Genomic DNA, 24510 nt, shown 5'->3' on the forward strand with positions numbered 1-24510 from the left:
ACGGGCCCTCATCTGAAGATACGACGCTTAACTTAGCGGTATTGGCCTTTAGGCGATTCCCGGTCGCTGCGACGCAGCGATAATGGGCGGCTAAAGCCTGCACACCAACGCTGATGCAGCGCTAGCGTGTGAACTTGGCTTCGCTGAGCCGCCGTTTGGTTTCGGCCATCAAGGCGTCTTCGTCGGCTTCGCTGTCGGCCACGTAGGTGACGCTGAAACGCAGGTAGGATCCGGCATCGTCCCAGGGCACGGTGACGACACCGAGTTGTTCGATCAGGAACCGTGTCGCGTCCTCGGCCTTGTCAAACGTTTCACCACTTTCGGTCCCCTTCGGGGCGGGCGTGTAAAGAAAATACGTTCCGCCGGGCATCTCGCAATCGAAGCCGCAATCCTTCAACACCGCGACCAGCTTTTCCATCCGGCGTTGATACTTGGCCATGATTCGAGCCGGGATCGAGTCGTCGTCCAACGCCGCGGCGGCGGCCTTTTGGGTCGCGATGAATTGCCCGCTGTCACTGTTGTCCTTGACGTCCGCGAACGCGGAAACGATGCGAGGGTGACCGGCGACGAAACCCATCCGCCAGCCGATCATGTCATATCCCTTGCTCATCGAATGGACTTCGACGCCGACGTCCATCGCGCCGGGGGTTTCCAAGAAACTGGTCGGCTTGCCGTCAAACGTCAGCAGAATGTGCGCCGCGTCATGAACGACGACAAATTCTTTTTCCTTGGCTAACGCGACCACCTTTTCAAAAAACTCCGGCGTCGCCAACCGTCCCGTCGGCGAATTCGGATAATTCAACACCAACAACTTGGTGCGACGATAGATGTCGTCGGGAACCGAATCCAAGTCGGGCAGGAAATCGTTTTCTTTCAACAGCGGCAACCGGAACACATCACCACCGTAATAACGCGTGTGTGTGCCCGCGACCGGGTAGCCCGGCACGGTCATCAGCGTCACGTCACCGGGATTGATGAAACAGGCCGGTAACATCGCGTAGGCGGGCTTGCTGCCGATGCAATGGTTGATCTGCGTGGCCGGATCGAGGTCGACGTCAAAGTGCCGCTTCATGAATCGCGCGGCGGCCTGTTTGTATTCGATCACGCCGTTATCGGCATAGCCGCGGTTTTCGGGCTGATTGATTTCCGTCGCCATGACCTGCCGCACCGCCTCATCGGCCATCGCGTCATTTTCGCCGATTCCGAAATCCAGCAACTGGCGATCCGGGTGGGCCGCCAAGGCGTTCCGCTTGGCCCGTTTGATCTTTTCGAACTTGTAGATCTCGGTGCTCTTTCCATAGTTTGCCCCGCCGATGCGATCGGCAAACAACGACTGGAAATAGGGATCTTTGACTTCAGGTTCGGTGGCAGATGACATAGCGGTGATCAAAGGAATGGAAGAAGAATCAGTCCTGACGGAGGGCCACGATGATAAACGGCGGGGCAACTATTCGCGAGTGTGGTGATGTTGAATTCCCCGCTGCTCACGTCAGCGATTGAGGCATCGAGGCAAACCCGCGGCGGACCAACGCCTCGGCGACTTCGGCCGTCGGCCCCAAGTAGTCTGCCACAACGAATCGCACGTGCGGGTGACGCTTGGAGGCCTCGGCGACCTGATCCGCAATCGCGTCGTACAAACGGCCCTGGAACAGCAAATGAGGCTGGACGATCACGGTTCGGATCTCGGAGCGGCCCGCAACCTCGTCCAACACGTCCGGCAGCTTGGGCTCGGCCATCGCGTAAAAACCGACCGCGTGATGGGGCATCTCACATCGCCGGGCCACGATTTCACCGAGCACACGCATGTCGGCTTTCGCGCAGGGGTCGTAGCTACCCCGGCCGACCATCACCAGCGCGACCGATTCGTCCACCTGGATCGCTTCCCGATCGGCGGCTTGCTTGATCCGGCTGGACAGCAACTTGATGATCGTCGGAGCGCGTGAGAGGGGGGCGGACTGGCTGTAGCAGACGCCCGGGGTCTCCGTGGCGGACGCGGCAACCGCATCGGGAATGTCGCTTCGGGCGTGTCCGGCCGCAAACAACAGCAAGGGCGCGACACGAATCTGTTTCGCACCACGTCGGACCAACGTTCGCCAAGCTTCGGGGATCGTGGGGTGCTGAAATTCCAACAAGCAGCCTTCCACCGGCAGCGGTGCCAGCCGCTCCGCCAAGACCGACGCGAGTTGAAAAAACTCCTCCGTCCCGGCGGGATCGCGGGTCCCATGACCGACCAACAGAACCGCGTCGCTCTGCGGCGTTGCCACGGACTCCTTCACCACTAGTTCTGGGCGACGGTTGAACCCGCGAACCCGGCGGCTTCCAACTGGGCGATCGCCTGTTCGGCGTCAAATCCATCTTTGTAGGTCACGATGACTTGGGGGTTGTCGATGATGCCTTCTTCTTTTTGCGGAGCAAGCTCGACGGCGACCACGTCCGCGCGTTTCTCCAGGTTCTTTTTCACGCTGGGGTAACAGGCAAACGGGCAATGCATTTCAGGAACCGTCATCGTCAACGATGCCGTCTTCACCTCCACGTCCGGCGCGATCGAGACCGCATCCGGGGTCGCCGACGAGGGGACCGCCTCGGCAGCGGGCTCGGTCGGTTGGGTTGAGATCATGTACATGATTCCGGCAGCAGCCAAGATCGCGGCGCCGTAAGCGAGAGATCGCATGGGAAGGTCCTTTTCAAAGGGGAAGGTAAATTTGGTCGAGGGCAGGGTCAACCGAAGTTTGGGGGGCGGTCGCCGCTGGTCGGCTTTCCGCGGCTGACGTGCGAATTGGCGAACACCCTATCGTTTCATCTTGACGTGAATCGGTCAATTATCGCAATTTCCAGTCGCGGTCGGCATCCGCCACCGGAAACTTGATCGAAATCCTGCGACGCAGGCGATTTTCTACCCTTTTTCGCTCGGAGACCAGCCCGTTGCTTCACGTGCCGAGAGCCATTGCAAGTTGGCCGCTGACCAGTTTAGTCGGCGGTAAAGGGACCGCAGGGCGACTTTTCCAGTTGTGCTTGCTCGCCGGTGCCCTGATTTCAGCTGGTTTTAGTCACGCACAGCCTTCGGGGGCGATTTACAATTCGAACCCGGACGGCAGCGTGATCGGGGCCCATTCCTCCGATCCGTACCAAATGGTCGCACCCACCGCGGGGAACCCTTCTTCAGCGCTTTTACCGGCCGGCGGTGGACTCTTTGCGGGTAGCCCGGCAGTGGGCAGTCTCCGTCAATGGGATCCGCTGCTTCCGCGTTTTCAGAACCGCATCGATTCGCGGCTTTTCCTTCGCGCCGAGTATCTGCTGTGGGACGTGTCGGGCATGGACGCGCCGCCGCTGGTCACGACCAGCCCCGACGGCACCGGTCAGGACATCGCCGCCACGCTCGGTGAAGCCGGTACCTCGGTCGCATTCGGCGGCAAGACGCTCAACGACGGTTCGGTCGGCGGATTCTTGATCGGCGGCGGGCTTTGGATTTCCCCGCAACAGCATTTTGCGATCGAAACCGAGTACTTCCAATTGTCCGAACTCGATGACAGCTACAACGGATCCAGTGACGGCACCGTGATCCTGGGACGCCCGTACTTCGATATCACCGATGGCGAAGAGACGGCTGAGCTGATCGCGTACCCGGGTTTGGTCAGCGGCGACATTCGCGTCCGAACCGAGTCCGACCTGCGATCGTTTTTGATCGACGGACGTGTCTCGCTTTGCCCCACGCACGACGCGTACTGTCAACAATGTGGACCGCGTGACCGCACCGATTGGATCATCGGCTACCGCAATATCCGTCTGCGCGATTCGCTGTCGATCGTTGAAAACCGACGCAGCGAAGTCACCAGTGATCCGCAAACCGTTGCTTCATCCGATCAGTTTCAGGCGACCAATCAGTTCAACGGACTGCAACTGGGCATCGTGCATCGCATGTTGCTTCAGCGAGCCTGGTTGGAAACATCCATGCGCGTCGCCCTGGGTAACACCGAACAAACGCTGCGGGTTTCCGGCAGCACCACCATCGATGATCAGGGGACGAGCCAAACCTACCAGGGCGGACTGTTGACGCAGCGGACCAACAGCGGCACGCGGAGTCGAGATGAGTTCTCGTTGGTGCCCGAGTTGGGTGTCCGATTGGGGATCCGATTGACCGATCGGCTACACGCGAACATCGGTTATTCGGTGCTGTATCTGCCCAACGTGATTCGCGCGTCCGAGCAAATCGACCGGGACCTGAACCCCGGGTTGGCTCCGCCCGGAATGGATCCGCTGGCCGGTGCGCTGCGACCGCGCGTCCAGTGGATCCAGTCGGACTACCTCGCCCACGGTCTGCATTTGGGCGGTGAATTCAACTTCTGACCGGAACGGCGCGAGGCGGCTGCCGATTGAATCGGGATCTGCTGAGTCAACGGTGTGCCGCTGGCCGTCAGGCCTCGGGCGAGCGCCGGAATGCCCGGCCGCTCACGCGTCACGGCTCACCAAATCGACAGGCCGCGAGCGTTCCGGTTCCACATCGTTTGCCAACGGGGATCACATCGATTCCATCAGGCTGCTGATCAGCGGCAGCAACTGTTTTTTGCGGCTGACGACGCCGTCGAGTTGGTAGAGTCGGTCTTCGAGTTCCGGGTAGTTGATGTCTTCCCAGCCTTGCGGTTCGCTGCTCATCATCAACAGGCTGCCGTTGCTGACGATGTCGGTGACCAACAGGGCGCTGAAGTCGAGCTTTTGTTCTTGCGCCATGCTTTCCAGCGCACCGAACAATTCGTCTTTGCGTTCCCAGAACAAATCGAATCCGATCTCTTCGATTTGCGAAATCGAAAACGCGTGCCCGGATTCTTCAAAGTGCTTGCAATCCTCTCGGACGACTTGGCCGGGCGAGCAGGTGCGGAGGGCTGAACCGACTTGGAAGAAGTTTTCGGCGAACGATTCCAGCGGCATGGGGCAAAACTGCTGCAACCACTCCAGCATGTCGCGATCGGTCGGGGTGGTCGTCGGTGAGCGCAGGTAGAGCGTGTCGCTGATCATCCCGGATGCCATGCAGACCGCGATGCCCGGCTCGGGGTCCATGCCGGCTTGGCGATACATTTTTGCAACCAGGGTGCACGTCGATCCGACCGGCTCCATCGTCAAACGAATCGGCTCGGTCGATTTCAGCGATCCGCCCAATCGGTGATGGTCCAGCACCTCGACGATCCGTGCCTCGTCGGCGCCCGCGACGGCTTGCCCCAGTTCGTTGTGGTCGACCAGCACCAGTTCGGTTTTGGGCGGATTGACCAAGTCACTTTTGCTGAGCACGCCGACCAATTGCCCGTCCTCCAAGACGGGGAACACGGCTTGCGGCGACCGAAAGATTTTTTCCCGGGCTTCGGTGACGGGCATCCGCGCGGGCAGCCAAGTGAAGTCCTCTTCGACCACATCGCCGATCAGCTGCGCCGACTTGATTCGCATCGTTGTCGTGGCGGTGTCGAACGGGCTGCCCAGGACGGTGATCCCCCGCACCCTGGCCAATTGCATCAACCCCTCGGACAACTGGTAGCCGCCCGTCACGATCAACGCGCGGACGCCGAGTTCCAGGGCCGGCAACTGAACGGTCGGACGATCGCCGCTGACGACGAGCAATTTTTCGGCGGGGAATTGTTTGATATGGTCGGTAAACCCGCCGGCACTCATCGCCCCCACACTGACGATCAAGTCCTCGTCCACATCCGGATTGACCGCATGCTGGAACGTCCCGCCGAGCACCGAGGCGATCTTGCTGAGGTTGGTGCGCACCTGTCGCGCCTTGAGCGGATCGACGCCGCTGTTGAGCACCAGTTCCAGAATATCCAAGAGCGAGACGATCCCGGACAGCTTGCCGTCCGGTTCGACCACGGGAATGCTCCGCAACCCACGCTCGTCCATTCGCCGATAAACGTCATAAAACACTTCGTCGCGATGGGCCAGCGTGACATCGGTTTGACAGACGTCTTCGACCAGGGGGTGCACGTCCATCACGATCCGCGGCGCCGACAGCTTGGCGATTTTCAGCGCGTATTCGGTCCGCTGGTTGGGCGGTCCGCAACTCGCCGCGATTGCATCGGGACGCGTCGTTCGTCGCAAAAAATCCGCGTAGGCGATTGCCGCACAGATCGCGTCGGTGTCCGGGTTACGATGACCAAAAACGAATAAAGGCATGAGACGCGATTCGATGAGAACGGTGAGCTGGATTGGCGAGCATTGTCATCGCAATCGCATTCAACGTCGATCCTACGCGGCCAAGATTTCCGTCGCCCGCTGAAAAATCGCTTCCGGGTCACTCATCCGACCGACCCCTTTGACGCGACAGGACAACCATCCCGATTCGGGGCCGATCAGCTGGCATCCGTCGGCGGCCAGCTGGGCAACATTGCGGCCGACGGACGGTTTGTTCCACATCGGGTCGCTCATCGCCGGCGCGATCAGAACCGGCGCGGTGTTTTGCAGATACAGCGTGCTGACCAGATCATCGGCAATGCCGTGAGAAAACTTGGCGATCAAATTGGCCGTTGCCGGCGCCACGATCATCAGATCCACGTCGACGGCCAGTTCGATGTGCGATCCGAGCGGATGTTTGGCGTCGAAGCCGTCCAGGCCGACCGCACGCCCGGACAAGGCCGCCAGAGTGGGCGGCCCCAGGAACTCGGTCGCCGAACGTGTCATCACCGTTTGCACCTGATGGCCGGCTTGGGCCAGTCGGCTGCACAAAATGGCGGCCTTGTAGGCGGCGATCCCGCCACCGACGGCCAACAGGATTCGCTTGGATGAAAGGGGGTCCGGCATGGCGCAGCGTTCGGGGAAAAGCGAACAGATGTCAGACGATCGTCAGCCGTTTGGCGCGAGCCTGCGGGCCCCAGCGCCAAGGAAACGACGATCGACTTAGCGGCAGGGCGCGAGCCCTCCGGTCTTTTAAAGTGTTTTCGCGTCGAAACCGAACGGCTCGCGGGCTGTCGTTTTAGTCGGGATCTGCTGAGTCAATGGTGAGCCGCTGNNCGCGGCTCACAAAAACGACAACCCGCTCGCGCCGTTCCGCTAACACCTTTGTCGCCAAAGTATGTGGCATTGAACGCGAGCCGCGAGGTCGTTGTTCCCGCGAGGAGCGTGCTACAGGTCCGCGGCGTCCAGGTCGGGAGACTCGGCGGCGGCGATCGTCGCATCCAAGTCCATCTCTCGGACTTGCTCGACTTCGTTTTCCATGTTCAGGACGATTTTGTCCTGCATGATTTCTTGCAGCACGATCGACATCTTGTCATGGGTGTCGACGTTGACCAACGCGCGGCTGCCTTGGTTCAACTGGACCAGCCGCTTTTGAATCAAAGTGCTCAACTTGAATCGACCACCGACCTTGTTGACGGTCTCTTCGTCTTTTAGTTCTTCGAGCATGTGTGTTTCTCCTGATGGTCTCTGAGGATTTGGCAGACTTGGGCGACGGCCGCGTCGACCGAGCCGTTAATGATTTCGTATTGGTAGCGGTGCACGAACCGCATCTCACCCGCGGCTGTTTCCAGACGGCTTTGAATCGCGGCTTCGGTTTCGGTTCCCCGGTCGCGGAGACGACGTTCCAGTTCGTCCATACCGCCGGGATGAATGAACAACGAAATGGGGTCGGTCTCCAGATGCTCCATCACCTCAATCGCACCCTGAACGTCGATTTCAAGGATGATCCAATTTCCCGCGGCGAGCCCGTCGGCGACTTCACTGCGCAGCGTCCCATACCAGTGTCCCTTGCCGAACACCTCTTTGCATTCAAGAAAGGCATCTTGATTGCGAAGTTCTTGGAAACGTTGCTGCGAGAGGAAATGATATTCTCTTCCGTCTTGTTCACCAGGGCGCGGGCCGCGGGTGGTCGCCGAGACGCTGAATCGCAATGGCAGATCACACTCGGACAACAGCCGTCGCGTCACGGTCGACTTTCCGGCGCCGCTGGGCCCGGAAATAATGATCAGACGTGGAGAGGTTGATTCAGCCATCGTTCATGCCCCGCTTACGGGCTACTCCAGGTTTTGGACCAATTCACGCATCCGCTCGATCGCACATTTGATTTCGACCACGACTGCCGAAACCTCGGCGTGGGCGGATTTGGAGCCGATCGTGTTGGTTTCACGGAACATTTCCTGGATGATGAAATCCAGTTTTCGCCCCACCGGCTCGTCGCGCGCGGACTCTTTGTCGCCGTCGGGGCTCTCCCCCCGTAAGACCGCCTGGAAAAGCTTCAAGTGACTGTCCAATCGGGTGATTTCCTCGCTGACGTCCGCCTTGTCAGCATACACTTGGACTTCGCGAAGTAGGTCGACCGGATTGACCTCGGCGTCATATTCGGCCAAGACCCGCTGGACCTTCCCCTCCAACCGGACCCGATAGCTCTCGGCCGCCTGCGGGGCCAGCGTTTCGATCGCTCGCACGTGCGCCCGGATCGTTTCGCAATCGCCGAGCAGTGTTTCGGCCATGTGGGCGCCTTCTTGCTCGCGCATTTCGATCAGGTTTTCGAGCGCCGCAATGACGATTTGCCGGGCCTGTTGGAATACCCTTTCGGCGTCGTCGCCTTTCGGCCTCGCTCCGGTCTGGACCCCGGGCAGGTTCAGCAAGGCGGCGACGTCCAGCGAAACGTTCGCGTCGGCGCTCACCCCGGACTGTTCCATTGCCGCTTTGCACTGCCGAATGTAGCCGGCCAGTACGGTGCCGTTGATCTGCACCGGCGTCTGGCCTTGCTGGTGCTCGAGGTTGATCGAGAGGTTGATCGAGCCGCGGTGCAAGTGCTCGCGGACGACCGATTCGATCAGCGCTTCGCTGCCGGAGAGTGAATCCGGGGTCCGCACCGAACACTTGAATCCACGGTTGTTGACCGTCCGCAGCTCGACCGTGACGGTTCCGATGTCCGTTTTTCCCGCAGCCCGTCCCTGGCCGGTCATGCTGCGGATCCCGCAGGCGGGCGCAAGGGTCGCGGTGGCTTGTGTCATGCGGCGTCAAGGTGGAGGGGTGGCATGTGATTCGATGCCGGGGGAGAAGAAAGAAAGGCGTTCCGCGTTTGGGTGAAACCTGCAACACGGCCTGCCTCGTTGCGCCGAGCCCTCCTGGCGGGAGCCGCGACGCACGTGTGGCATGATCGCTGCGTCGGCGAGGGGCCTACTCGGGCGTTGACTCAGACGTCTCCGCTGGCGTTTCGTCCGCCGGGGTTTCTGTTGGCGTTTCGTCCGCGGGGGCGGTTTCCGCTGGCGTCAATTCCATCGTAGGCGTTCCGGTTGCCGGCTCGCTCTCGGTGTCCGCTGCGGCATCCCCTTCGGTCGCGGCATCCCCTTCGGATTCGGTGGGTTCGTCGGACAGCAACCCGCTCAGACCGCTCAGCCCACCGCTGCCGGTGGTTCCGGTGGTTTCATCGGCGGAAGATTTCAGTGCGGGGGTGTCGTCGATGGCGTAATCGGCGTCGTCGGCGGTCAGCGGCGGCACGCCCAGGGAGTACATCGCGATGGCGCAGACCAAGCCCCAGATGATGGCCGAAACGGCGGTGATCAGGGTGAACGTGTCGCCCGCTTTGCTGCCGAAGGCGCTTTGACCGCCGGGTCCGCCGAGGGCGCCGGTCAATCCGCCGCCTTTGCCGCGTTGGACGAGAATCAGCAGGATCAAAAACACCGAGAGGATGAACATCAGCCAGCCCAGTGCGGCGCTGCCGAGTGAACCCAGGATCAAGGTCTGATTGGTAAGCGTGGTCATTGCGAATCCGTTGTCTGTCTCTGGACGGTTAAGGGGCTGTTTGGATCAGCCGGCATTGATGATTGCGACGAAGTCATCCACTTTTAGACTGGCACCGCCGACGAGGGCGCCGTCAATATTCGGTTGGCCGAGCAATTCCTTGGCATTATCCGGTTTCACGCTGCCGCCGTACTGAATTCGCATCTGCTGTGCGACGTCGTTGGTGAACATCTCGCCGAGCAGCTTGCGGATGAACGCGTGGACTTCTTCGGCTTGTTCGGGCGAAGCTGTTTTTCCGGTGCCGATGGCCCAGACGGGTTCGTACGCGATGACGACGCCCGAGGCGCGGGCTTCATCGAGTCCTTCCAGCGAGCCGCGGAGTTGTGTTTCGACGACCGCTTCGGTCTTGCCGCTTTCGCGGTCTTCGAGCGTTTCGCCGACGCAGACGATCGGGACCAGGTTACCCGCCAGCGCGGCGGCCAGTTTTTTACTGATCTGGGCATCGGTTTCGCCCAGGATGGCGCGTCGTTCGCTGTGTCCCAGGATGACGTAGCGGCAGCCGCTATCGCACAACATGGCGGCGTTGACTTCGCCCGTGTAGGCACCGTCTTCGGCGGGATACAGGTTCTGGGCTCCCAGGCTGACGGCGGATCCGGCCAACACGTCACCGACTCGGCTCAGGTAGACCGACGGCGGGCAGACAACGACTTCCACCGTCGGGTTTTCCCCGACGGCATCGGCGATGCCTTGAGCCAGTTCCGCGCCGCCTGCGGCGCGCGTGTTCATTTTCCAGTTTCCGGCGATAATCGTTCGGCGGCTCACGCTGTCTTCTCCGGCAAGGGTGAAAGGGTTTTTCCAAGGAGGGTGGCGAGCGACTTCAACTGGCTCGCTAATTCGGCATATTGTTCGGGCAGCAACGCTTGCGGGCCGTCACTCTTGGCGACTTCCGGGCAATCGTGCACTTCGATGTGGACCCCGTCGGCACCGGCGGCCAAGCCGGCCATGGCACAGGCGGGGATCAATTCTGGTTTCCCCGTGGCATGCGAGGGGTCGACGATGATCGGCAGGTGGCTGAGTTGCTGGACCAGCGGTACGGCCGCGACATCAAACAGGTTGCGGGTCGCGGGGTCAAATCCTTTCACGCCGCGCTCGCACAGCACCACGTTGGGATTGCCCTTGGACAGGATGTATTCGGCGCACATCAGCAGGTCCGTCACGGTGGCGGACATGCCGCGTTTGAGCAACACGGGCCGCTCCGACGCGCCGACTTCATTGAGCAGCGCGAAATTTTGCATGTTTCGGGCACCGACTTGCAGCATGTCGGCGTATTCGGCCACCAATTCCACCAAACGCGGATCGGTCACCTCGGTCACGACAGGCATCCCGTGGGCGTCGCCGACTTCGCGGAGCCGTTTCAGTCCGGCTTCGCCGAGTCCCTGAAACGCATACGGGCTGGTTCGCGGCTTGTAGGCGCCGCCGCGGAAAATGTTCGCACCGGCCTTGGCGACCTGTTCGGCGATCCGGTGCATCCGGTCTTCTTCTTCGACGCTGCACGGGCCGGCGATCATGCCGATGTGTCCGCCGCCGATCTTGACGCCACCGACATCGATCACGCTGGATTCGGGGTGGGCCTCCCGGGAGGCCAATTTATAGGGCGGAAGCACCGGGACGACTTGCGCCACACCCGGGATGGAACGCACCGATTCGACCACGATCTTCGATTCATCGCCGATGATGCCGACGATCGTCCGGAACGTCCCCCGCGACAGGTGCGCCTGCAAGCCCATCGCTTCGACACGCTCGATGACGTGGTCGACTTGTTCGTCGGTCACTCCGCCCTTGAGAATCAGAATCACGGTGAATGGCTTGAAATGAAAATCGGGTGATCGGGCAGGAAAAGGGGATCGAAGCGGGAGAGTTTAGCGATCCGCAGTACGGTTCGTCGAGGGCAAAGGATCGCCGGGGTACAAAGGGGGGGGCGTTTTCCACTGAATCGGCCCTGCGAGCTCGAATTCCCGTGGCGATTTCCTTCCACGCCGCAGTCTACAGCGGCTCTCTCTTTGTTAGAATGGCGGCACTAGGGGCCAGCGAGCCGCCCTCGTCTTCTCTTCAAATCGGTTGCGATGGACCAGCACTTACCCCGCGGACGCGTTTCGGCTACTGAGCCGGTGCTTCGCAGTCGCTTACTGCCGCGAATTTCGTTTCAGTCGTTGCTGGTGCTGACCGCACTTTCGGCGGTCGTGATCGCCGTCGTCTACGCCGCCGACCAGGGGGGCCCCTACGCCACGGCCGCGGCCGTCGGTCTGTTCTTTGCCCTCTGCATGTCCATTTGTTCCGCGTTGATCTTCCTGCTCTCCTGGGCGGTCTCGTTTCTGCCGCGAGTGGCCGGCGTCGCGGCCCTGGCCGTCGGCATCGCGCTGGCGATGGCCCGATTGCTGGGAATCCCGCTGGGCGTGTTGTCATTGCTGCAGGAAACGATCTGGTTGATCAATTTTCAGATCATCGGCTGGTTCTTGCTGCTCTTTCCGTTCGGAACCGCCGAGGATGCCGACGCCGCCAGCCCCTTTGCCGACGATCAGCTGCCGCCGCAGATCTTCGCGCCGCGGGAGCCGTCGAATTGACCGCCGCGACGCCCACCCGAAACGTTCCGATCCAAGTCCCGTTTGTTCAGCCGCTGACAGGTGCGCTGACAGGTGTTCAGCCGCCGACAGGCGTTCGGCGAATGCACAGGCCGTCCACCCGGTTCCGGCCGGTCGCCGGGCTACGCTGTGAAACATTTTTTAGCGGTAGGGCGCGAGCCCTCCGGTGTTTTGGCAGAGGTGACGAACCGGAGGGCTCGCGCCCTGCCGCTAAAACCTCTCGAAACACATGGGGAAAATGCTTTACAGCGTTGGCCGCCGGGCTGCTGGCCTTGTTCCTCGCCGCCGCGATGGCGGGCTCTGCCGCGGCCCAGTTCAGCGTTCCAGAAATCCTTTCCACGCATCAAGTCGTGCTTCCCAACGCGGCCGACCCGACCGCCGGAGCCGGCGGCAGTGGATTCAAAGCGACGATCGAGGTGAGCAATCTGATGGGCGTCGGCTATGTCGGTGTGGACGCCACGCTGACGTCGACACTGGGGCCGATGACGGCGAATCGAGAGTTGACGATCCGGTTGACACCGATCGATCGCCATCTGCCCGCCGACCGCGCGATCGCGACGGAGTTTCCGCTGACCTTTCCGCAGGGGCAAACCCAGGCGGTGCTGTCACGATCGTGTCCGAAGTGGACGATCGGCAACTCCTATCGCATCGAAATTGTCGAGGACGGCTCCCCGCTGAAACCCTACACCGCTGAAGTCGGTAACCCCTTCCCCGGCTACGCGATCCAATCCCCCGCGACCGTGTTGCCCAATGAACTGATCTGCAATTTCCTGTTGGTCGACACGGATCCCAAACCGATCGCCAAACCGGCCGACGCGATCTCGTTCGATCGGCCGGGGCGGTCGGTGATTTCCAGGCGAAGTCCGTCGCTGCAAACCGTGACGCTGCAGCGGCTGCCCTCGGATTGGCGTCTGCTGCGCGATCTCGATTGCATCGTGATTCAAGGCGACCGGCTCATTCAGGGCGACCGACTCGACACGCCGACGCCAGCGCAAACCGGGGGCACCGCGACGGCAGAGCGTCAAGCGATCGAAGCGATCCGCGATTGGGTCTTGATGGGTGGAACCCTGGTCGTGCTCCAGGCCCCCGATGCGTCCCAATTGGCTCGGTCGCTGCGGCTGAAGCTGTTGCAACGGAAGCAAGAGGATGAGGTGTTCGCCGCACAGATCACCAGTGTCGCGTCGACGATGAGGGAGACGTTGGAGAGCTATCGGGAAGCGCTGCGCCGTGTCGCCGAGTCGTCTCCGGTGGTCGAGTCGGCGGAGGATTCTCCATCGCCGCCCACCCCCACCGTGCTTTCGCTTCCCGTCGGCGGCAGCGACCCGATGGCCGGCATGAGAACGCCCCTGCGTGGACGTTTTACCGAGAAGCAGCTTGCCGCGACCGGGCAATGGATCGAAGCGTCTGAAGCAAGCACCCGGGCGTTCGAATCGGATTGGAAGCAAGGTTACCGACGATCGGTCGGCGGTGGTCAAGTGGTGGGGATCCCCGCCGAGTCGATCGATTTGCTGCTGGCGGTTGATCTGTTGGAGACGTTGATCGGTTATCGGTGTTCGCCGATGCTCGCTCGCGGCGTGGATCCGATGATGGGCGACTTTCGCAGCCGGCGTTGGTTGATCCCGGGCGTCGCCGAACCACCGGTTTACACGTTCATGGGGATTTTGACGCTGTTCGTGTTGCTGGTCGGGCCGGTCGCCTATCGCTGGACGACGCGAGGGCATCGGTCCCATTTGATGTTTCTGATCGCGCCGGCACTGGCGTTGGTCACGACCGCCGCGATGTTCGCTTACAGCATCGTGTCCGATGGGTTCGGAACCACCGTTCGCGTGCGGCAACTGACTTGGATCGATGGCGCCAGCGGCGATGCGATCGAACGGACCCGGTCGACACTGTTTTCCGGGATCAGCCCCCGCACGGGATTGCGATTCGCCGGCGACGCCGAAGTCATGGCTTATCCCAACGGCGGCCAGCAGAGGTGGCGGGACCTGCGCAGCGAAGTCGGCGAGGTGCGTTTGCATGCCGACATCGATTCCGACGACCAGCGGCTGGACGCTGCGTTTTTGCCGTCGCGCACCCAGACCCAGTTCGTCACCCATCAAATTCGCCGCGGCGTGGGAACGCTCTCGATCAACGGACTCCAGCCGTTCGACTCCTCCGGTCAGGTCCCCAACGCTCGTTCAATTGAACTATCCAGTTCGCTGCCCTTTGAACTGCGCGATCTGGTCGTTTGTTCGCCCGATGGTCGCTATTGGTCGGCCGAGAACATCAAAGCCGGCGAAACCGCTTCGGCCGACTGGATCCCCAAGACCCAAGACGCATCGAAGTTGCTCGGACGCCTCTACACCCGGCATCGACCGGTGGGCGCCGTCACCGAGTCGGGGCGGTCGCAAGGCAATCGACGGATCCGCGATTTGGTGCTGTTTATCAATAAAGAGATCAGTCGCAACGGGCTCGTCGTGACCGACGGCGTATTTGAACACTGGCTCAACGAAAGCCTTTTTATCCGTGGGGAGTTGCCACCGGGCATGTTTATCGGCATCGGTTCGGCCAGCCCCGACGCCGTCGCCATTGCGGATGCCGATCAGGTCGCCAGCGTCCGCTATGTGATGGGGACACTGCAATGAGTTTCACCGACCAGGAGCTCGACGACGGCAACGCCGCCACGCGCCCAGCCGGCGACACCGCGTCCAGCGAACCGGCGACACCACGCGTCCGCGGCGAGGCGACCGTCGACCCGCGCGGCGGTGTTCACACGAATGACTCCGAGTGCATCGAGTTGCGTCGACTGCATCGTTTCTTCGGCGACACCCGTGCGGTCAACGATGTCACGTTCAGCGTCGGCCGCGGTCAAGTGTTCGGTTTCATCGGCCCCAACGGTGCCGGCAAGACAACCTCGATGCGGATCCTCGCGACGCTGGACTTGCCGAGCTACGGCGACGCCTTCGTCGACGGGTTCTCCGTCGTCAACGATCCCGAACTGGTGCGCAAGCGATTGGGGTTCATGCCCGACTCCTTCGGCACCTATCGCGACGTCAACTGCCGCGAGTACCTGGATTTTTTCGCCCGGGCCTATGGGTTGGTGGGGCGCCAGCGGACCCGCCGCCTGCAGTGGGTGCTGGATTTTACCGGGACCGGCGGCATGGCCACCAAACCGATTCGCGGCTTGAGCAAAGGGATGAAACAGCGTCTGTGCCTCGGCCGGGCACTCGTGCATGACCCCGCCGTGATGATTCTGGACGAACCCGCCGCCGGTCTGGACCCAAGGGCCCGCATCGAATTGCGGCGAATGATTCGTGAACTCGCCGACCGCGGCAAAACGATCCTGATCAGCAGCCACATTCTGACCGAGTTGGCCGAAATGTGCGACGCGGTGGGCATCATCGAACAGGGTAAACTGCTGGCGACCGGTAGCGTCGACCAGATCCAAAGCGACACACAAAACCAATCCGAGCTGACCCTCCGAATTCTGAATCGCCACGACGAAATCACCGAATCGTTGTCACGTCTGGGGGACCACATCGCGATCGACAACGTGATCCTGGACGGCCAATTCGTTCGCTTCGGATTCAGCGGGAAACCCGACGACCAGGCTGCCATCGTGACGCACTTTGTCACGCAAGGATTTCAAGTCGCCGAAGTCACCGCCCATAAGAAAAGTTTGGAAGACCTGTTCTTGCAAGTGACCGAGGGCTTGGTTCAGTAGGTTGTTAGCTGTTAGCTGTTAGATTTGAGATTTGGTTGGTTTGCGTTCTGATTTTTCTGCCCACGATTTTTCTGCCAAGACCTCCTTCCTTTTCCCTGCATGTCCCGATGGCGACGATAGACAACACGATCGATAGCACGGATGCCGTTTCGGGGGCGGCTTGGCTTGCGCGGCTGGATCGGTGGTGCGAGCGTGTGGGCGATGCGATCAATCCGATCTTGGTCAAGGAGACGCGTCAGTCGCTCAAGAGTCGACAGTTTGTCGTCACCTTTTCCATGATTTTGTTTGCGGCGTTGGCGTGGACGATCGCGGGCAGTCTGTCGTTGATGCCGCAAATCTACACGACGCCATCGGCACCCCGGATGATGATCGGCTATTACGCGGTGTTGGCGCTGCCGATGATGATGGTCGTGCCGCTGGCGGCGTATCGTTCCTTGGAGAGCGAAATCGACGACGGGACGTTGGAGTTGTTGTCGATCACCGCACTGTCTCCCTGGCAGATCGTGATGGGCAAATTGGCAAGTGCTTCGCTGCAGATGGTGCTGTATTTTGTCACCCTGTTTCCTTGTCTGGCCTACGCGTATTCCTTGCGTGGGGTGGATTTGCCGACGACGTTGCTGATCGTCGCTTCGCTGGCGGTGGCGGGATCGTTGCTGACCGTGGTCGGATTGTTCTTCGCGCCGCTGGCGCGTGGCCGATCCGGACGCGTGGCGACCATGTTGGTTTTGATCTTCATTCTCGTGCTTGCCGAATACGGCATCAGCTCGATGGTCGTCGGGATGATCCTGTACGGCAATCCGCTCTCCGCATCGGCGTTGTTGTTCACGGTGCTGGCGACGCTTGCGCTGTCGGGATCGTTGGGGCATTTGCTGTTGACCGCCACGGCCGCTCAATTGACGCCGGAAACGGAGAACCGTTCGACGTCGCTGCGTCTGTCGCTGCTGGTTTTGACGACGATCTGCGTCGCCACGATTGCCGCGGCCATGCTCGTGCTGGGCAGTGACGGGATATCGGTCTACGTCGCCGGATTGCTCGTGATCGCCGGACTGTGGACCTTTTGTGGTGCCTTGATGGTGGGCGAGCGTTCGACCATCACACCGCGGATTCGACGAGAATTGCCGAGCAGTTTTCTGGGCCGACTGTTTTTAACTTGGCTCACGCCGGGACCGACGACCGGACTGGTCTTCGCGATCATCGGAATCGCGATCCTGACGTCGATCCAGTATTTGTCTCTCGATTGGGTGTTGCGAACGGCCAACGTCGGCGGGTCGATGCGGCGACAGTTGCGGCACTTGTTGGGTGTGCCGGCGATTCTGTACCCGGCCTACCTGGTCAGCTTTCTCGTCGCCGTGCGAGTGGTGATGTTCGCGGTCCGTTTGCGCAACAATTCTCGCGTCGAAGTCGGCTTGGCCGCTTTGATTGTCGTTGCCGTGATGACAGCGTTGGTCCCGTATTCGTTGCAGCTGCACTACAACGATTACCAGCCGCTCAGTTACGATCCGACCTGGCAGGTCACCAATTGGGCGTTCACGATGGCAACGGCCGTGGAGCGAAGGCTACCGCCGGGCGTCCTCGGGCAAATCGTCGGCGCAGCCATTTGTCTGGCTCTGCTCTCCTTTTTTGCCGCTTGGCGGACAACGCGTCCACGCCGCATTGCCACGCCGCAACGCGTCCAGGAAGAGCTTAGCGGCCGCTGACGGGGCCGGCTTGCAATGCGTCCGTCCTGGAACGTGGCTGCGGGCAGACTTGCCGCAAGCGGTGCTGAAGATCGGCCAATTGAAACGGCTTGGACAGACTCGCATCGGGCTTCCTGCCCGAGACCTGTTTGAGTTTTTCGATTTCGATCAACAGGCCACTGCAGACGATGATCGGGAGATCCGAGCAAATCGCCTTGAGTTGTCGAAAGGTTTCTGCCCCGGAGACATCGGGCATCATCAGGTCCAGGATGACCACATCAAAGGTCTCACCACGCTGGACCCTCGCGATCGCCTCACGGCCTCCCGCAGCATCCGTCACGCGGTGACCGATCGCTTCGAGACTGAGTTTGGCGACGCGACGCACCTCGTCGTCGTCGTCAACGAGCAGGATCTCCATTGCGACGTCATCGGGTGAAGTCTTGATCGCCCGCTCGACGCCGTCGACGCGCAGGAACGCGCCCCGTTCGTCGCAGTTTTCGTCGGACGTGGAGTAATGTTTCGAGCTTTGGTTCAACGGCGTGGCGTCGCCTTTCGTCGTGGCCGGCGCTGACGCTTCCGTCGCAGCAGGCAACAGAATCGTGAAGACGCTGCCGTGGCCCAATTCACTTTGGCAATCGATGGTTCCCCCGTGCTGGTTGATCACACCGTAAGAAAGCGCCAGTCCCAATCCGGTGCCTTCACCGACTTTCTTGGTGGTGAAAAATGGCTCAAAGACACGGGCACGGGTTTCTTGGTCCATGCCGTGACCGTCATCGCGAATCCGAATACGCGTGAATGAGGCCCCGTCGGCGTCGAAAAACGGATCGGTCTGCAAAACGATCGTTCCGATTTGCCGGCCCAAGGCGTCGTGGGCGTTGAACAAGAGATTCAACAACACCTGTTCCAACTGGGCATGGTCAAACCGGCATGGCGGTAGCCGGGGGCTCAATTGCATCGAGACGACGACATCGGGCGACAGCGACGTCTTGGCCAGCAGCACCGCCTCTTCGACCACGTCATTGAGATTGCCGACTTGCAAGTCGAGATTCGTCTGGCGGGTGAACCCGAGCAGCGAGCGAACCAGTTTGGTCGCCTGTGCGGTGCAGCGGCGGGCCGAGGCTAAACAGTGACTGGGCTGATCCTCGTTTCGGGCAGCCCCGATGTCGATCAATTCCAAATTCGATGCGATCGCAGCCAACAGGTTGTTGAAATCGTGGGCGACGCCACCGGCGAGTCGACCGAGGGCATCCATTTTCTGGCTCTCCCGCAATTGAGATTCCAATCGGCGGTTGGTTTGCACCGTTCGTTGCAACCTCAGCCACAACGTCGCAAAGCAGAGCATGCCTGCCACCCCCAAGACCGCGATCAACGCCAGTGCCGAGATCCCCGCCGAACGCGAAAATTGCCACCAGCGTGAGACGACCTGCACTCCATCGGGACCCTCCAATTCAACGATGAACTCGGGAGAAAAATCTTGCTCCAGATCAGTCATCCCGGGCGGCGCCGCGGACACCATGCCCGTGACTGCGACACGGCGAGCGTTTTCCAACGAGAGGTCTTCCCAGGTCGCGTCGTTCACCGTCAATGTTGCCGCGAACTCCGTGTCGCCGTCACGGAGCATGATGATTCGTCCGTCGTCCTGGCTGAGTGAAAAAATGAAATCCGCTTCGATCGTCGCACGGTAGGGAAGCAGCGACAGTTCGACGGATCGGGCCTCGTCGCGCTGCGGCGGCGGAACGGTTTGAAAGGCCCTGGAATGAAGCGAGATGGCTTGGAACTGGTTCGCCCCCTGGCAACGTACTGTCACATCCACCAAGTGCCCCGCCGCGTCTTCCCGGGCCGTCGCGGTGGAAATGAAAATCCCAGAGCCCTCGGATTCAATCAAATAGCCGTCGCCCGCCGCGACCGATGTGATCTGACCGCTGGTCTGATACAACCCGCCTGCGATCGTCTCGGTCGTGCGAAGTTGTTCGATCGTTCTGCTCTCCGCATCGGAGACGGAGACGATGTCGTCGACGTGGCGAATCGGTTGCAACGGAGGATCAAATTCGTTCAACTCGACGACGTATCGAGTCGGCTTTCCGTCCGAACCGACTTCGCAGATCAACGTCCCTTCCAGCTCCACTTCATGACCGATCAAACGGTTCCATTGGAAGATGGCGTTCTCTTCGAAGCGGTGAACCAAAAACGAGGTATCCCCCGACGTGCAGGTCGCGATCCAACGGTCACCGAAACGGGCGACCTCCTGCACGGTGCCGGTCGTTTGGATCCGCTGTGACCATCGATTGCCGAGCGTCAAGTCTTCAATGCGAAGCGTCTTGGGTTCGACGGGGACGACGTCATCGGAGACTTCGACCGTTTCGACCTGGACGTAATGACCGTCCGTGACCAAGCGACCGATCACGCGGATACGGGTGCCCGGTGGTAGGCGGCTGTGACGCTCAAACTCGACGAACGGAACGGACAGGTAGATCGCGCTGTGTTGATCCTGCACAAACACGGCTCGGTCGCGTACGTCCCAGTAGTTGACCCGAGCGTCTAAATCGACCGGAAGAGACTCCACATCCGTTCGCCCGTAATGCCGTTGCAGATCCAGCAGACTGTGGATGACCTCGGCAGATCCGACTGCGGCTTGACGTTTCGCGACACCCTGCGCGGCGGCGACACCCTGCGCGGCGGCGACACCCTGCGCGGCGGCGAACAACGCCATGCACACACACGTCGCCACGAGGGCGCGCACGAACACGAGTCGATCCATCGGGGCGGGCGGCATGGTAGGCGAGTTCCTGCTAGACGATCTCGGGAACTTCGTACCCTTTGCGATACTGGCGGCGGAGCAACCCGTTGGCGGCGTCGGCATCGGAGCCGACAAACTGTTCCGCCTGGGGATCCAACGACAACATCGGGCTCAGCTTGATCTCGCTGCTGTCCAGTTTCAAATCATGCGCGGCGAGATGGTCATCCATTTCACCGAGCAGCGAGTCCCACTGGTCCAGTTTGACCTCGCCGGCCAATTCACGGCTAAAGCTTTCGCCCGCCTGGAACGCGACGTTGGCCAAATTGCACCAACCCGTGCTATCGTTCCCGACGGCCACTTCGGCATTGAGCAGGCTGCGATCTTGGGCGCGAACGGCATCGATAAAGTTCTGTTGGTGGACGGTATCGCCCCGATTGCCCTTGAATTCCTTGATCTTTTTGCCGTCGCTGTCATAGGCGGCCGCGCCGCCACGCTGGCCCTCGAACCGGCCGCCTTCACAGTACGCCATGTAGCCGCTGGCAGGGCCGGGATGCGGGGGGCTTTTCTTGCCGCCGGGTTGGGACGGCAAGTTGCTCAGCCCGATCACCACCGGGATCGACCCGGTATCGAAATAGGCGAAGTGGACGTTGGGGGTTTCGCCGGCGTCGTTCAACACCACGCGACCGCCACCGCCGAGGACTCGCCGGGGCAAGGCCACGCTGTCTTGGAAAATATTGTTGCGGCAATCGTCCAGAACATGGACGCCCCAGTTGCCCATTTCACCGCTGCCGGTGTTCCAGTCCCAGTGCCAATCGTAATGGAGTTTCTCGCGGTAGATCGGCTCATCGGCGGCCGGTCCCAGCCACAGGTCATAAGCGACGTTCTTTTCGATTTCCAGCGGGGTGTCGCGTTTGCCGATCGAGGGACGGACGCCGTAACGATTGACCCGCGCCGCCTTGATTTCTCCGAGCGCCTTTTCTTCGTGCAAGAACCGTTTGATCTCGGCTTGCATCGGGTCGCTGCGTTGCTGCGTTCCGATTTGACAAATCTTGTTGTACTTGCGTGCCGCCGCGACGGTCTGACGCCCTTCCCACTGGCTATGCGAAAGCGGTTTTTCCACGTACACGTCTTTGCCGGCTTCCATCGCCCAGATCGCAGCCAAGCAGTGCCAGTGATTGCACGTCGCGATGACCACGGCGTCGATGCTCGGTGAGTCGATCAACTCGCGCAGATCCGTCCAGCTCTGGGCCTTGGGAAAACGCTGCTTGGCCGCGCCCATTCGATTTTCATCGACATCGCACAGCCCGGCGATGTTGACGCCCTCGACTTTCTCGAATTGCCCCATCAACTGACCGGCACGTCCGCCGCAGCTGATGAATCCGAGGTTGATTTCGCTGTTGGCATCGGCGGCCCGCAAGCTGCGGCCGGGAAGCGAAGACGTCACCGCAAATGCGGCGGCAGCGGACGCGGTCGAACCGACAAACTGGCGGCGGGTAAGTCTGGTCATCTGGAGTTCACTCTGCAAAATTCAAGAGGAGGAGACACGGTCGTGCGGCAGGGCAGCGACGGTGATCACAGGCGGATCGTCGTCGCGACATGATAACCGCTGCGGCCCGCTCGCTGGCAGCCCGTGCCAATAAATCGACGGTGGTTTCCCACAGATCGGCCCAAACCCAATGCATCAGCCCAGTCCATCCATTCCATTCGCCACCGGCACCACGAAACCATGCCAGCGGCTGGTACCAAAAGAGCGTCCCTCCGGCTTTCACACCCGACGTACCCCACCGCCATCGCGTGTCCCCAGCCGACGCACCTCCCCCGTACGAATCCTTGCTAGCATGCTTTTGCAAAAGAGACCTCCCCGTTGGAGGCGTTGCCTGTCCCCCTGGGAGGCTGCAGTCTTTTGAGAAATACAGGATAATTCGAAGAACACTTATCGCCGAGCCGAGGATAAGGCCGCCAAATCCTTATCCGGCCGGGGATAAGACGCCAGATAATCCCCCCGGCCTGCGAGACCAGGTGATAAACAAGTTCTGTGTATCTCACGCATCAACAACATGCTCTGCGGCAAACGCGTAAGCCGCTCGATTCTTGACATCCAACGTAAATGAATCGCTTCGCAACACGTTAACTGAATTCGGACTTACCCTTGCGGAATACGTGATGCTCAACCTTGTGCACTACGAGCCGCGACACGTAGACGACGCCCCAGGTTACGCACGAGGGCTGGTCACCGACACCGTCATACCGGTCCCCACCGCTGCATCGTGCAGGGCTGCGATCCGAACGCTGTGCGATCGCAAGTTGACGCGAATAATTGACGAGGGATCTCAGCTCGGAATTCAACGTTTCGTCAGAGATCTGAATTGTGTTGGCCCTACGGATGGCATTCCCTACATCGGCCAATTCGACTACACGCTCGCTGGGGCGAAACTTTGGCGTGACGTGCTAAACTTTGGTCATCCCGATTTCGGGACCGACTACTACTGGAACAACTACGTTTGCTTTATTCGGCGACGAGCCGCTACCATTGTCTATGCATTCGATACAGAATGGGCTGACGACAGTGTTGCATCAAGCGAACTCACGCCTGTAGGTCAGTGGGAGCCAATTGGTCGATGGCGCTCGCAATGGTGGCGGGAAATTCCACGCGGATTCCGCCTGCAATGCCTGCCCGATTTTGACTGACGAAGCACAGAACCATCGCGTGCACCCGAGTACGCGAGTCGAGCGGTCTTGAAGTTGAAAATCTTTCGCGCGTACCGGGTGACGCGTGACGTTCGTCGAATAGGGAATTACGCAGAATCTCAGCTTCATGCTTTCACGCCTCCGTCGATCAATTACGCTCATCCGTCAGCGGTTAACTAGCTCGGTATTCCTCGAACGTGACGACGTTTCTCGCGCGTTCATGATCCAGAGTCTGGACCGACCTGAGCTCTCAAAGACGCTTCCATATACGTGGAAGGGCAAATCATTCTTCCGTTTTTGGAACACGACCCTCGACTTGGAAGTGACAACACTACATGGAACGCTAGATGAAGCGCAAAACCAAGCAGTGTTGGCAGCCACTACACGCGACGCCCCGATGATCAAGCCAGATTCACTCGATCAAATTGCCGATTGGTTCAACGCAACCTACGCTAATCACGAAATCCTCGTGGATGACGAGATCCACAATGCCCCGCTTCGGACACATGATGACGTAGTCGCAAAGGTCTCACTGCCTCGTGTAGTCATTAATTTATCGGAGACAGCGGTGCCTGGTCGGTTTGAGCTGCATTTTCCATGGAGAACCCACAACTTTTACGACTTCACCGTGGATGTTAATCTATGGGCAGTCCAGGGTAAGACGTAACCGACGAACCATGTGATGCAACGGAGGACGCGAGCTGACGTTTTTTCAAGTGGTGAGTCGTTCGCGCGGCCCCGCTGAACCCCACCGTTCGTCGATCTGATAGACTTAAGCGATGGACACCGTTTACATTGAAACATCTATCGTTGGCTATCTTCGGCAACGCCCAAGCTCTCAGGTGGTGATGGCGGCGCGCCAGCTGTTGACTAGCAAATGGTGGGAAACCGAGCGAACCAACTATGCACTTGTTGTGTCGCAATACGTGCTCGATAATGATTCAGAAATCGACGACTGAAACGCCGATTGAGGAAATCCACCGCATCCGACGCGAGATATCGGACCGATTCGGTGGCGACATTGCTGCAATCGCTGCCGACGCGCAACGCCGTGCGCAAGCGTCTGGACGACCATTTTGGCTGGGCAAGACGACGCACCAAACGATGCAACGGAGCGGCGGTGGCGACGTTTCTGGCAATGGTGAGTCAACTCCCGCCGCCGGCTGATCGTCAACGTTCACGCTGCCAACCGACGCCTGGCTGCCACGGCCTACGTCTTCTTTTGTGTCTTCTCGTGCTTTTTGTGGCAAGTGATCTGCGGCGGTTTGACTGGTGCGCTGACGTACTTGCTGGAAGGGCTCACGCAAAGTCGCCAAGCCGCAAAGATTAGAACCCATTCCTTGGCGGCTTGGCGCCTTTGCGTGGTCCTTGTTCCCCTTG

22 protein-coding genes are annotated in these 24510 nt (G+C 60.4%); 9 read left to right on the top strand and 13 right to left on the bottom strand.

The window, feature by feature from the left end:
• Nucleotides 1-121 precede the first annotated feature (121 nt).
• From NZK35_RS29355 to NZK35_RS29365, 3 genes are all read right to left on the bottom strand, one after another.
• Nucleotides 122-1378: an LL-diaminopimelate aminotransferase gene (locus tag NZK35_RS29355; protein WP_259636094.1), complete on the bottom strand. Its 1257-nt coding sequence runs from the start codon at nt 1376-1378 to the stop codon at nt 122-124.
• A 106-nt stretch (nt 1379-1484) separates the two neighbouring features.
• Entirely contained in the window at nt 1485-2276 is a 792-nt protein-coding gene (locus NZK35_RS29360) for a sirohydrochlorin chelatase (RefSeq protein ID WP_259636095.1), read from the bottom strand.
• Between the two features lie 2 nt (nt 2277-2278).
• Complete coding sequence (locus NZK35_RS29365) at nt 2279-2671, bottom strand: heavy-metal-associated domain-containing protein (RefSeq protein WP_259636096.1); 393 nt, start codon at nt 2669-2671, stop codon at nt 2279-2281.
• A 536-nt stretch (nt 2672-3207) separates the two neighbouring features.
• On the opposite strand from NZK35_RS29365, the gene NZK35_RS29370 reads away from it, so the two are divergent.
• Nucleotides 3208-4344, top strand: a complete 1137-nt coding sequence (locus tag NZK35_RS29370; protein WP_259636097.1) for a BBP7 family outer membrane beta-barrel protein — start codon at nt 3208-3210, stop codon at nt 4342-4344.
• A gap of 171 nt (nt 4345-4515) precedes the next feature.
• Here NZK35_RS29370 and NZK35_RS29375 read toward each other — a convergent pair whose 3' ends face one another.
• The 8 genes from NZK35_RS29375 to aroF all read right to left on the bottom strand — a co-directional run bounded on the left by NZK35_RS29375 (nt 4516) and on the right by aroF (nt 11543).
• Nucleotides 4516-6159, bottom strand: coding sequence for a putative manganese-dependent inorganic diphosphatase (locus NZK35_RS29375; protein ID WP_259636098.1), 1644 nt, complete (start codon nt 6157-6159; stop codon nt 4516-4518).
• Nucleotides 6160-6231: 72 nt separating this feature from the next.
• Nucleotides 6232-6783, bottom strand: coding sequence for a flavoprotein (locus NZK35_RS29380; RefSeq protein ID WP_259636099.1), 552 nt, complete (start codon nt 6781-6783; stop codon nt 6232-6234).
• A 321-nt stretch (nt 6784-7104) separates the two neighbouring features.
• Complete coding sequence (locus NZK35_RS29385) at nt 7105-7383, bottom strand: DNA-directed RNA polymerase subunit omega (RefSeq protein WP_259636100.1); 279 nt, start codon at nt 7381-7383, stop codon at nt 7105-7107.
• A complete protein-coding gene (gmk, locus tag NZK35_RS29390; protein ID WP_259636101.1) occupies nt 7368-7970 on the bottom strand; it encodes a guanylate kinase in 603 nt (200 codons plus the stop codon). The genes NZK35_RS29385 and gmk overlap by 16 nt, the downstream gene beginning before the upstream one ends.
• Before the next feature lie 21 nt (nt 7971-7991).
• Nucleotides 7992-8957: a YicC/YloC family endoribonuclease gene (locus NZK35_RS29395; protein WP_259636102.1), complete on the bottom strand. Its 966-nt coding sequence runs from the start codon at nt 8955-8957 to the stop codon at nt 7992-7994.
• Between the two features lie 166 nt (nt 8958-9123).
• Nucleotides 9124-9708 carry a preprotein translocase subunit SecG gene (gene secG / locus NZK35_RS29400; RefSeq protein ID WP_259636103.1) on the bottom strand — a complete coding sequence of 195 codons (585 nt, stop codon included), beginning with the start codon at nt 9706-9708 and terminating at the stop codon, nt 9124-9126.
• 45 nt (nt 9709-9753) lie between these two features.
• Nucleotides 9754-10509 carry a triose-phosphate isomerase gene (tpiA, locus tag NZK35_RS29405; RefSeq protein WP_259636104.1) on the bottom strand — a complete coding sequence of 252 codons (756 nt, stop codon included), beginning with the start codon at nt 10507-10509 and terminating at the stop codon, nt 9754-9756.
• Nucleotides 10506-11543 (bottom strand): 3-deoxy-7-phosphoheptulonate synthase, encoded by a 1038-nt coding sequence (aroF, locus tag NZK35_RS29410; protein ID WP_259636105.1) that lies wholly within the window; start codon nt 11541-11543, stop codon nt 10506-10508. The genes tpiA and aroF overlap by 4 nt, the downstream gene beginning before the upstream one ends.
• A gap of 267 nt (nt 11544-11810) precedes the next feature.
• Between aroF and NZK35_RS29415 the strand changes: the two genes are divergently transcribed.
• The 4 genes from NZK35_RS29415 to NZK35_RS29430 all read left to right on the top strand — a co-directional run bounded on the left by NZK35_RS29415 (nt 11811) and on the right by NZK35_RS29430 (nt 17726).
• Nucleotides 11811-12308, top strand: a complete 498-nt coding sequence (locus NZK35_RS29415) for a hypothetical protein (protein ID WP_259636106.1) — start codon at nt 11811-11813, stop codon at nt 12306-12308.
• A 269-nt stretch (nt 12309-12577) separates the two neighbouring features.
• Nucleotides 12578-14950, top strand: a complete 2373-nt coding sequence (locus tag NZK35_RS29420; RefSeq protein WP_259636107.1) for a hypothetical protein — start codon at nt 12578-12580, stop codon at nt 14948-14950.
• Nucleotides 14947-16029 carry an ABC transporter ATP-binding protein gene (locus NZK35_RS29425; RefSeq protein ID WP_259636108.1) on the top strand — a complete coding sequence of 361 codons (1083 nt, stop codon included), beginning with the start codon at nt 14947-14949 and terminating at the stop codon, nt 16027-16029. The genes NZK35_RS29420 and NZK35_RS29425 overlap by 4 nt, the downstream gene beginning before the upstream one ends.
• A gap of 107 nt (nt 16030-16136) precedes the next feature.
• Nucleotides 16137-17726, top strand: a complete 1590-nt coding sequence (locus NZK35_RS29430) for an ABC transporter permease (protein WP_259636109.1) — start codon at nt 16137-16139, stop codon at nt 17724-17726.
• Here the strand turns inward: NZK35_RS29430 and NZK35_RS29435 are convergent.
• A complete protein-coding gene (locus NZK35_RS29435; RefSeq protein WP_259636110.1) occupies nt 17713-20478 on the bottom strand; it encodes a hybrid sensor histidine kinase/response regulator in 2766 nt (921 codons plus the stop codon). The two genes, NZK35_RS29430 and NZK35_RS29435, sit on opposite strands and share 14 nt — an antisense overlap.
• 16 nt (nt 20479-20494) lie before the next feature.
• On the bottom strand, nt 20495-21949 hold the full coding sequence (locus tag NZK35_RS29440; protein WP_259636111.1) for a Gfo/Idh/MocA family protein: 1455 nt from the start codon (nt 21947-21949) through the stop codon (nt 20495-20497).
• 584 nt (nt 21950-22533) lie between these two features.
• Here NZK35_RS29440 and NZK35_RS29445 point away from each other — a divergent pair.
• From NZK35_RS29445 to NZK35_RS29460, 4 genes are all read left to right on the top strand, one after another.
• Nucleotides 22534-23130: a hypothetical protein gene (locus NZK35_RS29445; protein ID WP_259636112.1), complete on the top strand. Its 597-nt coding sequence runs from the start codon at nt 22534-22536 to the stop codon at nt 23128-23130.
• Between the two features lie 127 nt (nt 23131-23257).
• Nucleotides 23258-23797, top strand: coding sequence for a hypothetical protein (locus NZK35_RS29450; protein WP_259636113.1), 540 nt, complete (start codon nt 23258-23260; stop codon nt 23795-23797).
• 112 nt (nt 23798-23909) lie between these two features.
• The gene (locus NZK35_RS29455; RefSeq protein WP_259636114.1) at nt 23910-24089 is read left to right on the top strand and encodes a PIN domain-containing protein; all 180 of its coding nucleotides are present in this window, start codon (nt 23910-23912) and stop codon (nt 24087-24089) included.
• Nucleotides 24067-24297 carry a hypothetical protein gene (locus tag NZK35_RS29460; protein ID WP_259636115.1) on the top strand — a complete coding sequence of 77 codons (231 nt, stop codon included), beginning with the start codon at nt 24067-24069 and terminating at the stop codon, nt 24295-24297. Before NZK35_RS29455 ends, NZK35_RS29460 begins: the two co-directional genes overlap by 23 nt.
• Nucleotides 24298-24510: the final 213 nt, after the last annotated feature.

Source organism: Stieleria sedimenti, from assembly GCF_025060895.1.
GTDB classification, from domain to species: domain Bacteria; phylum Planctomycetota; class Planctomycetia; order Pirellulales; family Pirellulaceae; genus Stieleria; species Stieleria sedimenti.

What these genes read in the sequence shown, in the direction of transcription:
- NZK35_RS29355 (WP_259636094.1), bottom strand. Translation starts at nt 1,378, where the DNA reads ATGTCATCTGCCACCGAACCTGAAGTCAAAGATCCCTATTTCCAGTCG.
- NZK35_RS29365 (WP_259636096.1), bottom strand. Translation starts at nt 2,671, where the DNA reads ATGCGATCTCTCGCTTACGGCGCCGCGATCTTGGCTGCTGCCGGAATC.
- NZK35_RS29375 (WP_259636098.1), bottom strand. Translation starts at nt 6,159, where the DNA reads ATGCCTTTATTCGTTTTTGGTCATCGTAACCCGGACACCGACGCGATC.
- NZK35_RS29380 (WP_259636099.1), bottom strand. Translation starts at nt 6,783, where the DNA reads ATGCCGGACCCCCTTTCATCCAAGCGAATCCTGTTGGCCGTCGGTGGC.
- NZK35_RS29385 (WP_259636100.1), bottom strand. Translation starts at nt 7,383, where the DNA reads ATGCTCGAAGAACTAAAAGACGAAGAGACCGTCAACAAGGTCGGTGGT.
- gmk (WP_259636101.1), bottom strand. Translation starts at nt 7,970, where the DNA reads ATGGCTGAATCAACCTCTCCACGTCTGATCATTATTTCCGGGCCCAGC.
- NZK35_RS29395 (WP_259636102.1), bottom strand. Translation starts at nt 8,957, where the DNA reads ATGACACAAGCCACCGCGACCCTTGCGCCCGCCTGCGGGATCCGCAGC.
- secG (WP_259636103.1), bottom strand. Translation starts at nt 9,708, where the DNA reads ATGACCACGCTTACCAATCAGACCTTGATCCTGGGTTCACTCGGCAGC.
- NZK35_RS29415 (WP_259636106.1), top strand. Translation starts at nt 11,811, where the DNA reads ATGGACCAGCACTTACCCCGCGGACGCGTTTCGGCTACTGAGCCGGTG.
- NZK35_RS29425 (WP_259636108.1), top strand. Translation starts at nt 14,947, where the DNA reads ATGAGTTTCACCGACCAGGAGCTCGACGACGGCAACGCCGCCACGCGC.
- NZK35_RS29430 (WP_259636109.1), top strand. Translation starts at nt 16,137, where the DNA reads ATGGCGACGATAGACAACACGATCGATAGCACGGATGCCGTTTCGGGG.
- NZK35_RS29435 (WP_259636110.1), bottom strand. Translation starts at nt 20,478, where the DNA reads ATGCCGCCCGCCCCGATGGATCGACTCGTGTTCGTGCGCGCCCTCGTG.
- NZK35_RS29440 (WP_259636111.1), bottom strand. Translation starts at nt 21,949, where the DNA reads ATGACCAGACTTACCCGCCGCCAGTTTGTCGGTTCGACCGCGTCCGCT.
- NZK35_RS29450 (WP_259636113.1), top strand. Translation starts at nt 23,258, where the DNA reads ATGCTTTCACGCCTCCGTCGATCAATTACGCTCATCCGTCAGCGGTTA.
- NZK35_RS29455 (WP_259636114.1), top strand. Translation starts at nt 23,910, where the DNA reads ATGGACACCGTTTACATTGAAACATCTATCGTTGGCTATCTTCGGCAA.
- NZK35_RS29460 (WP_259636115.1), top strand. Translation starts at nt 24,067, where the DNA reads ATGATTCAGAAATCGACGACTGAAACGCCGATTGAGGAAATCCACCGC.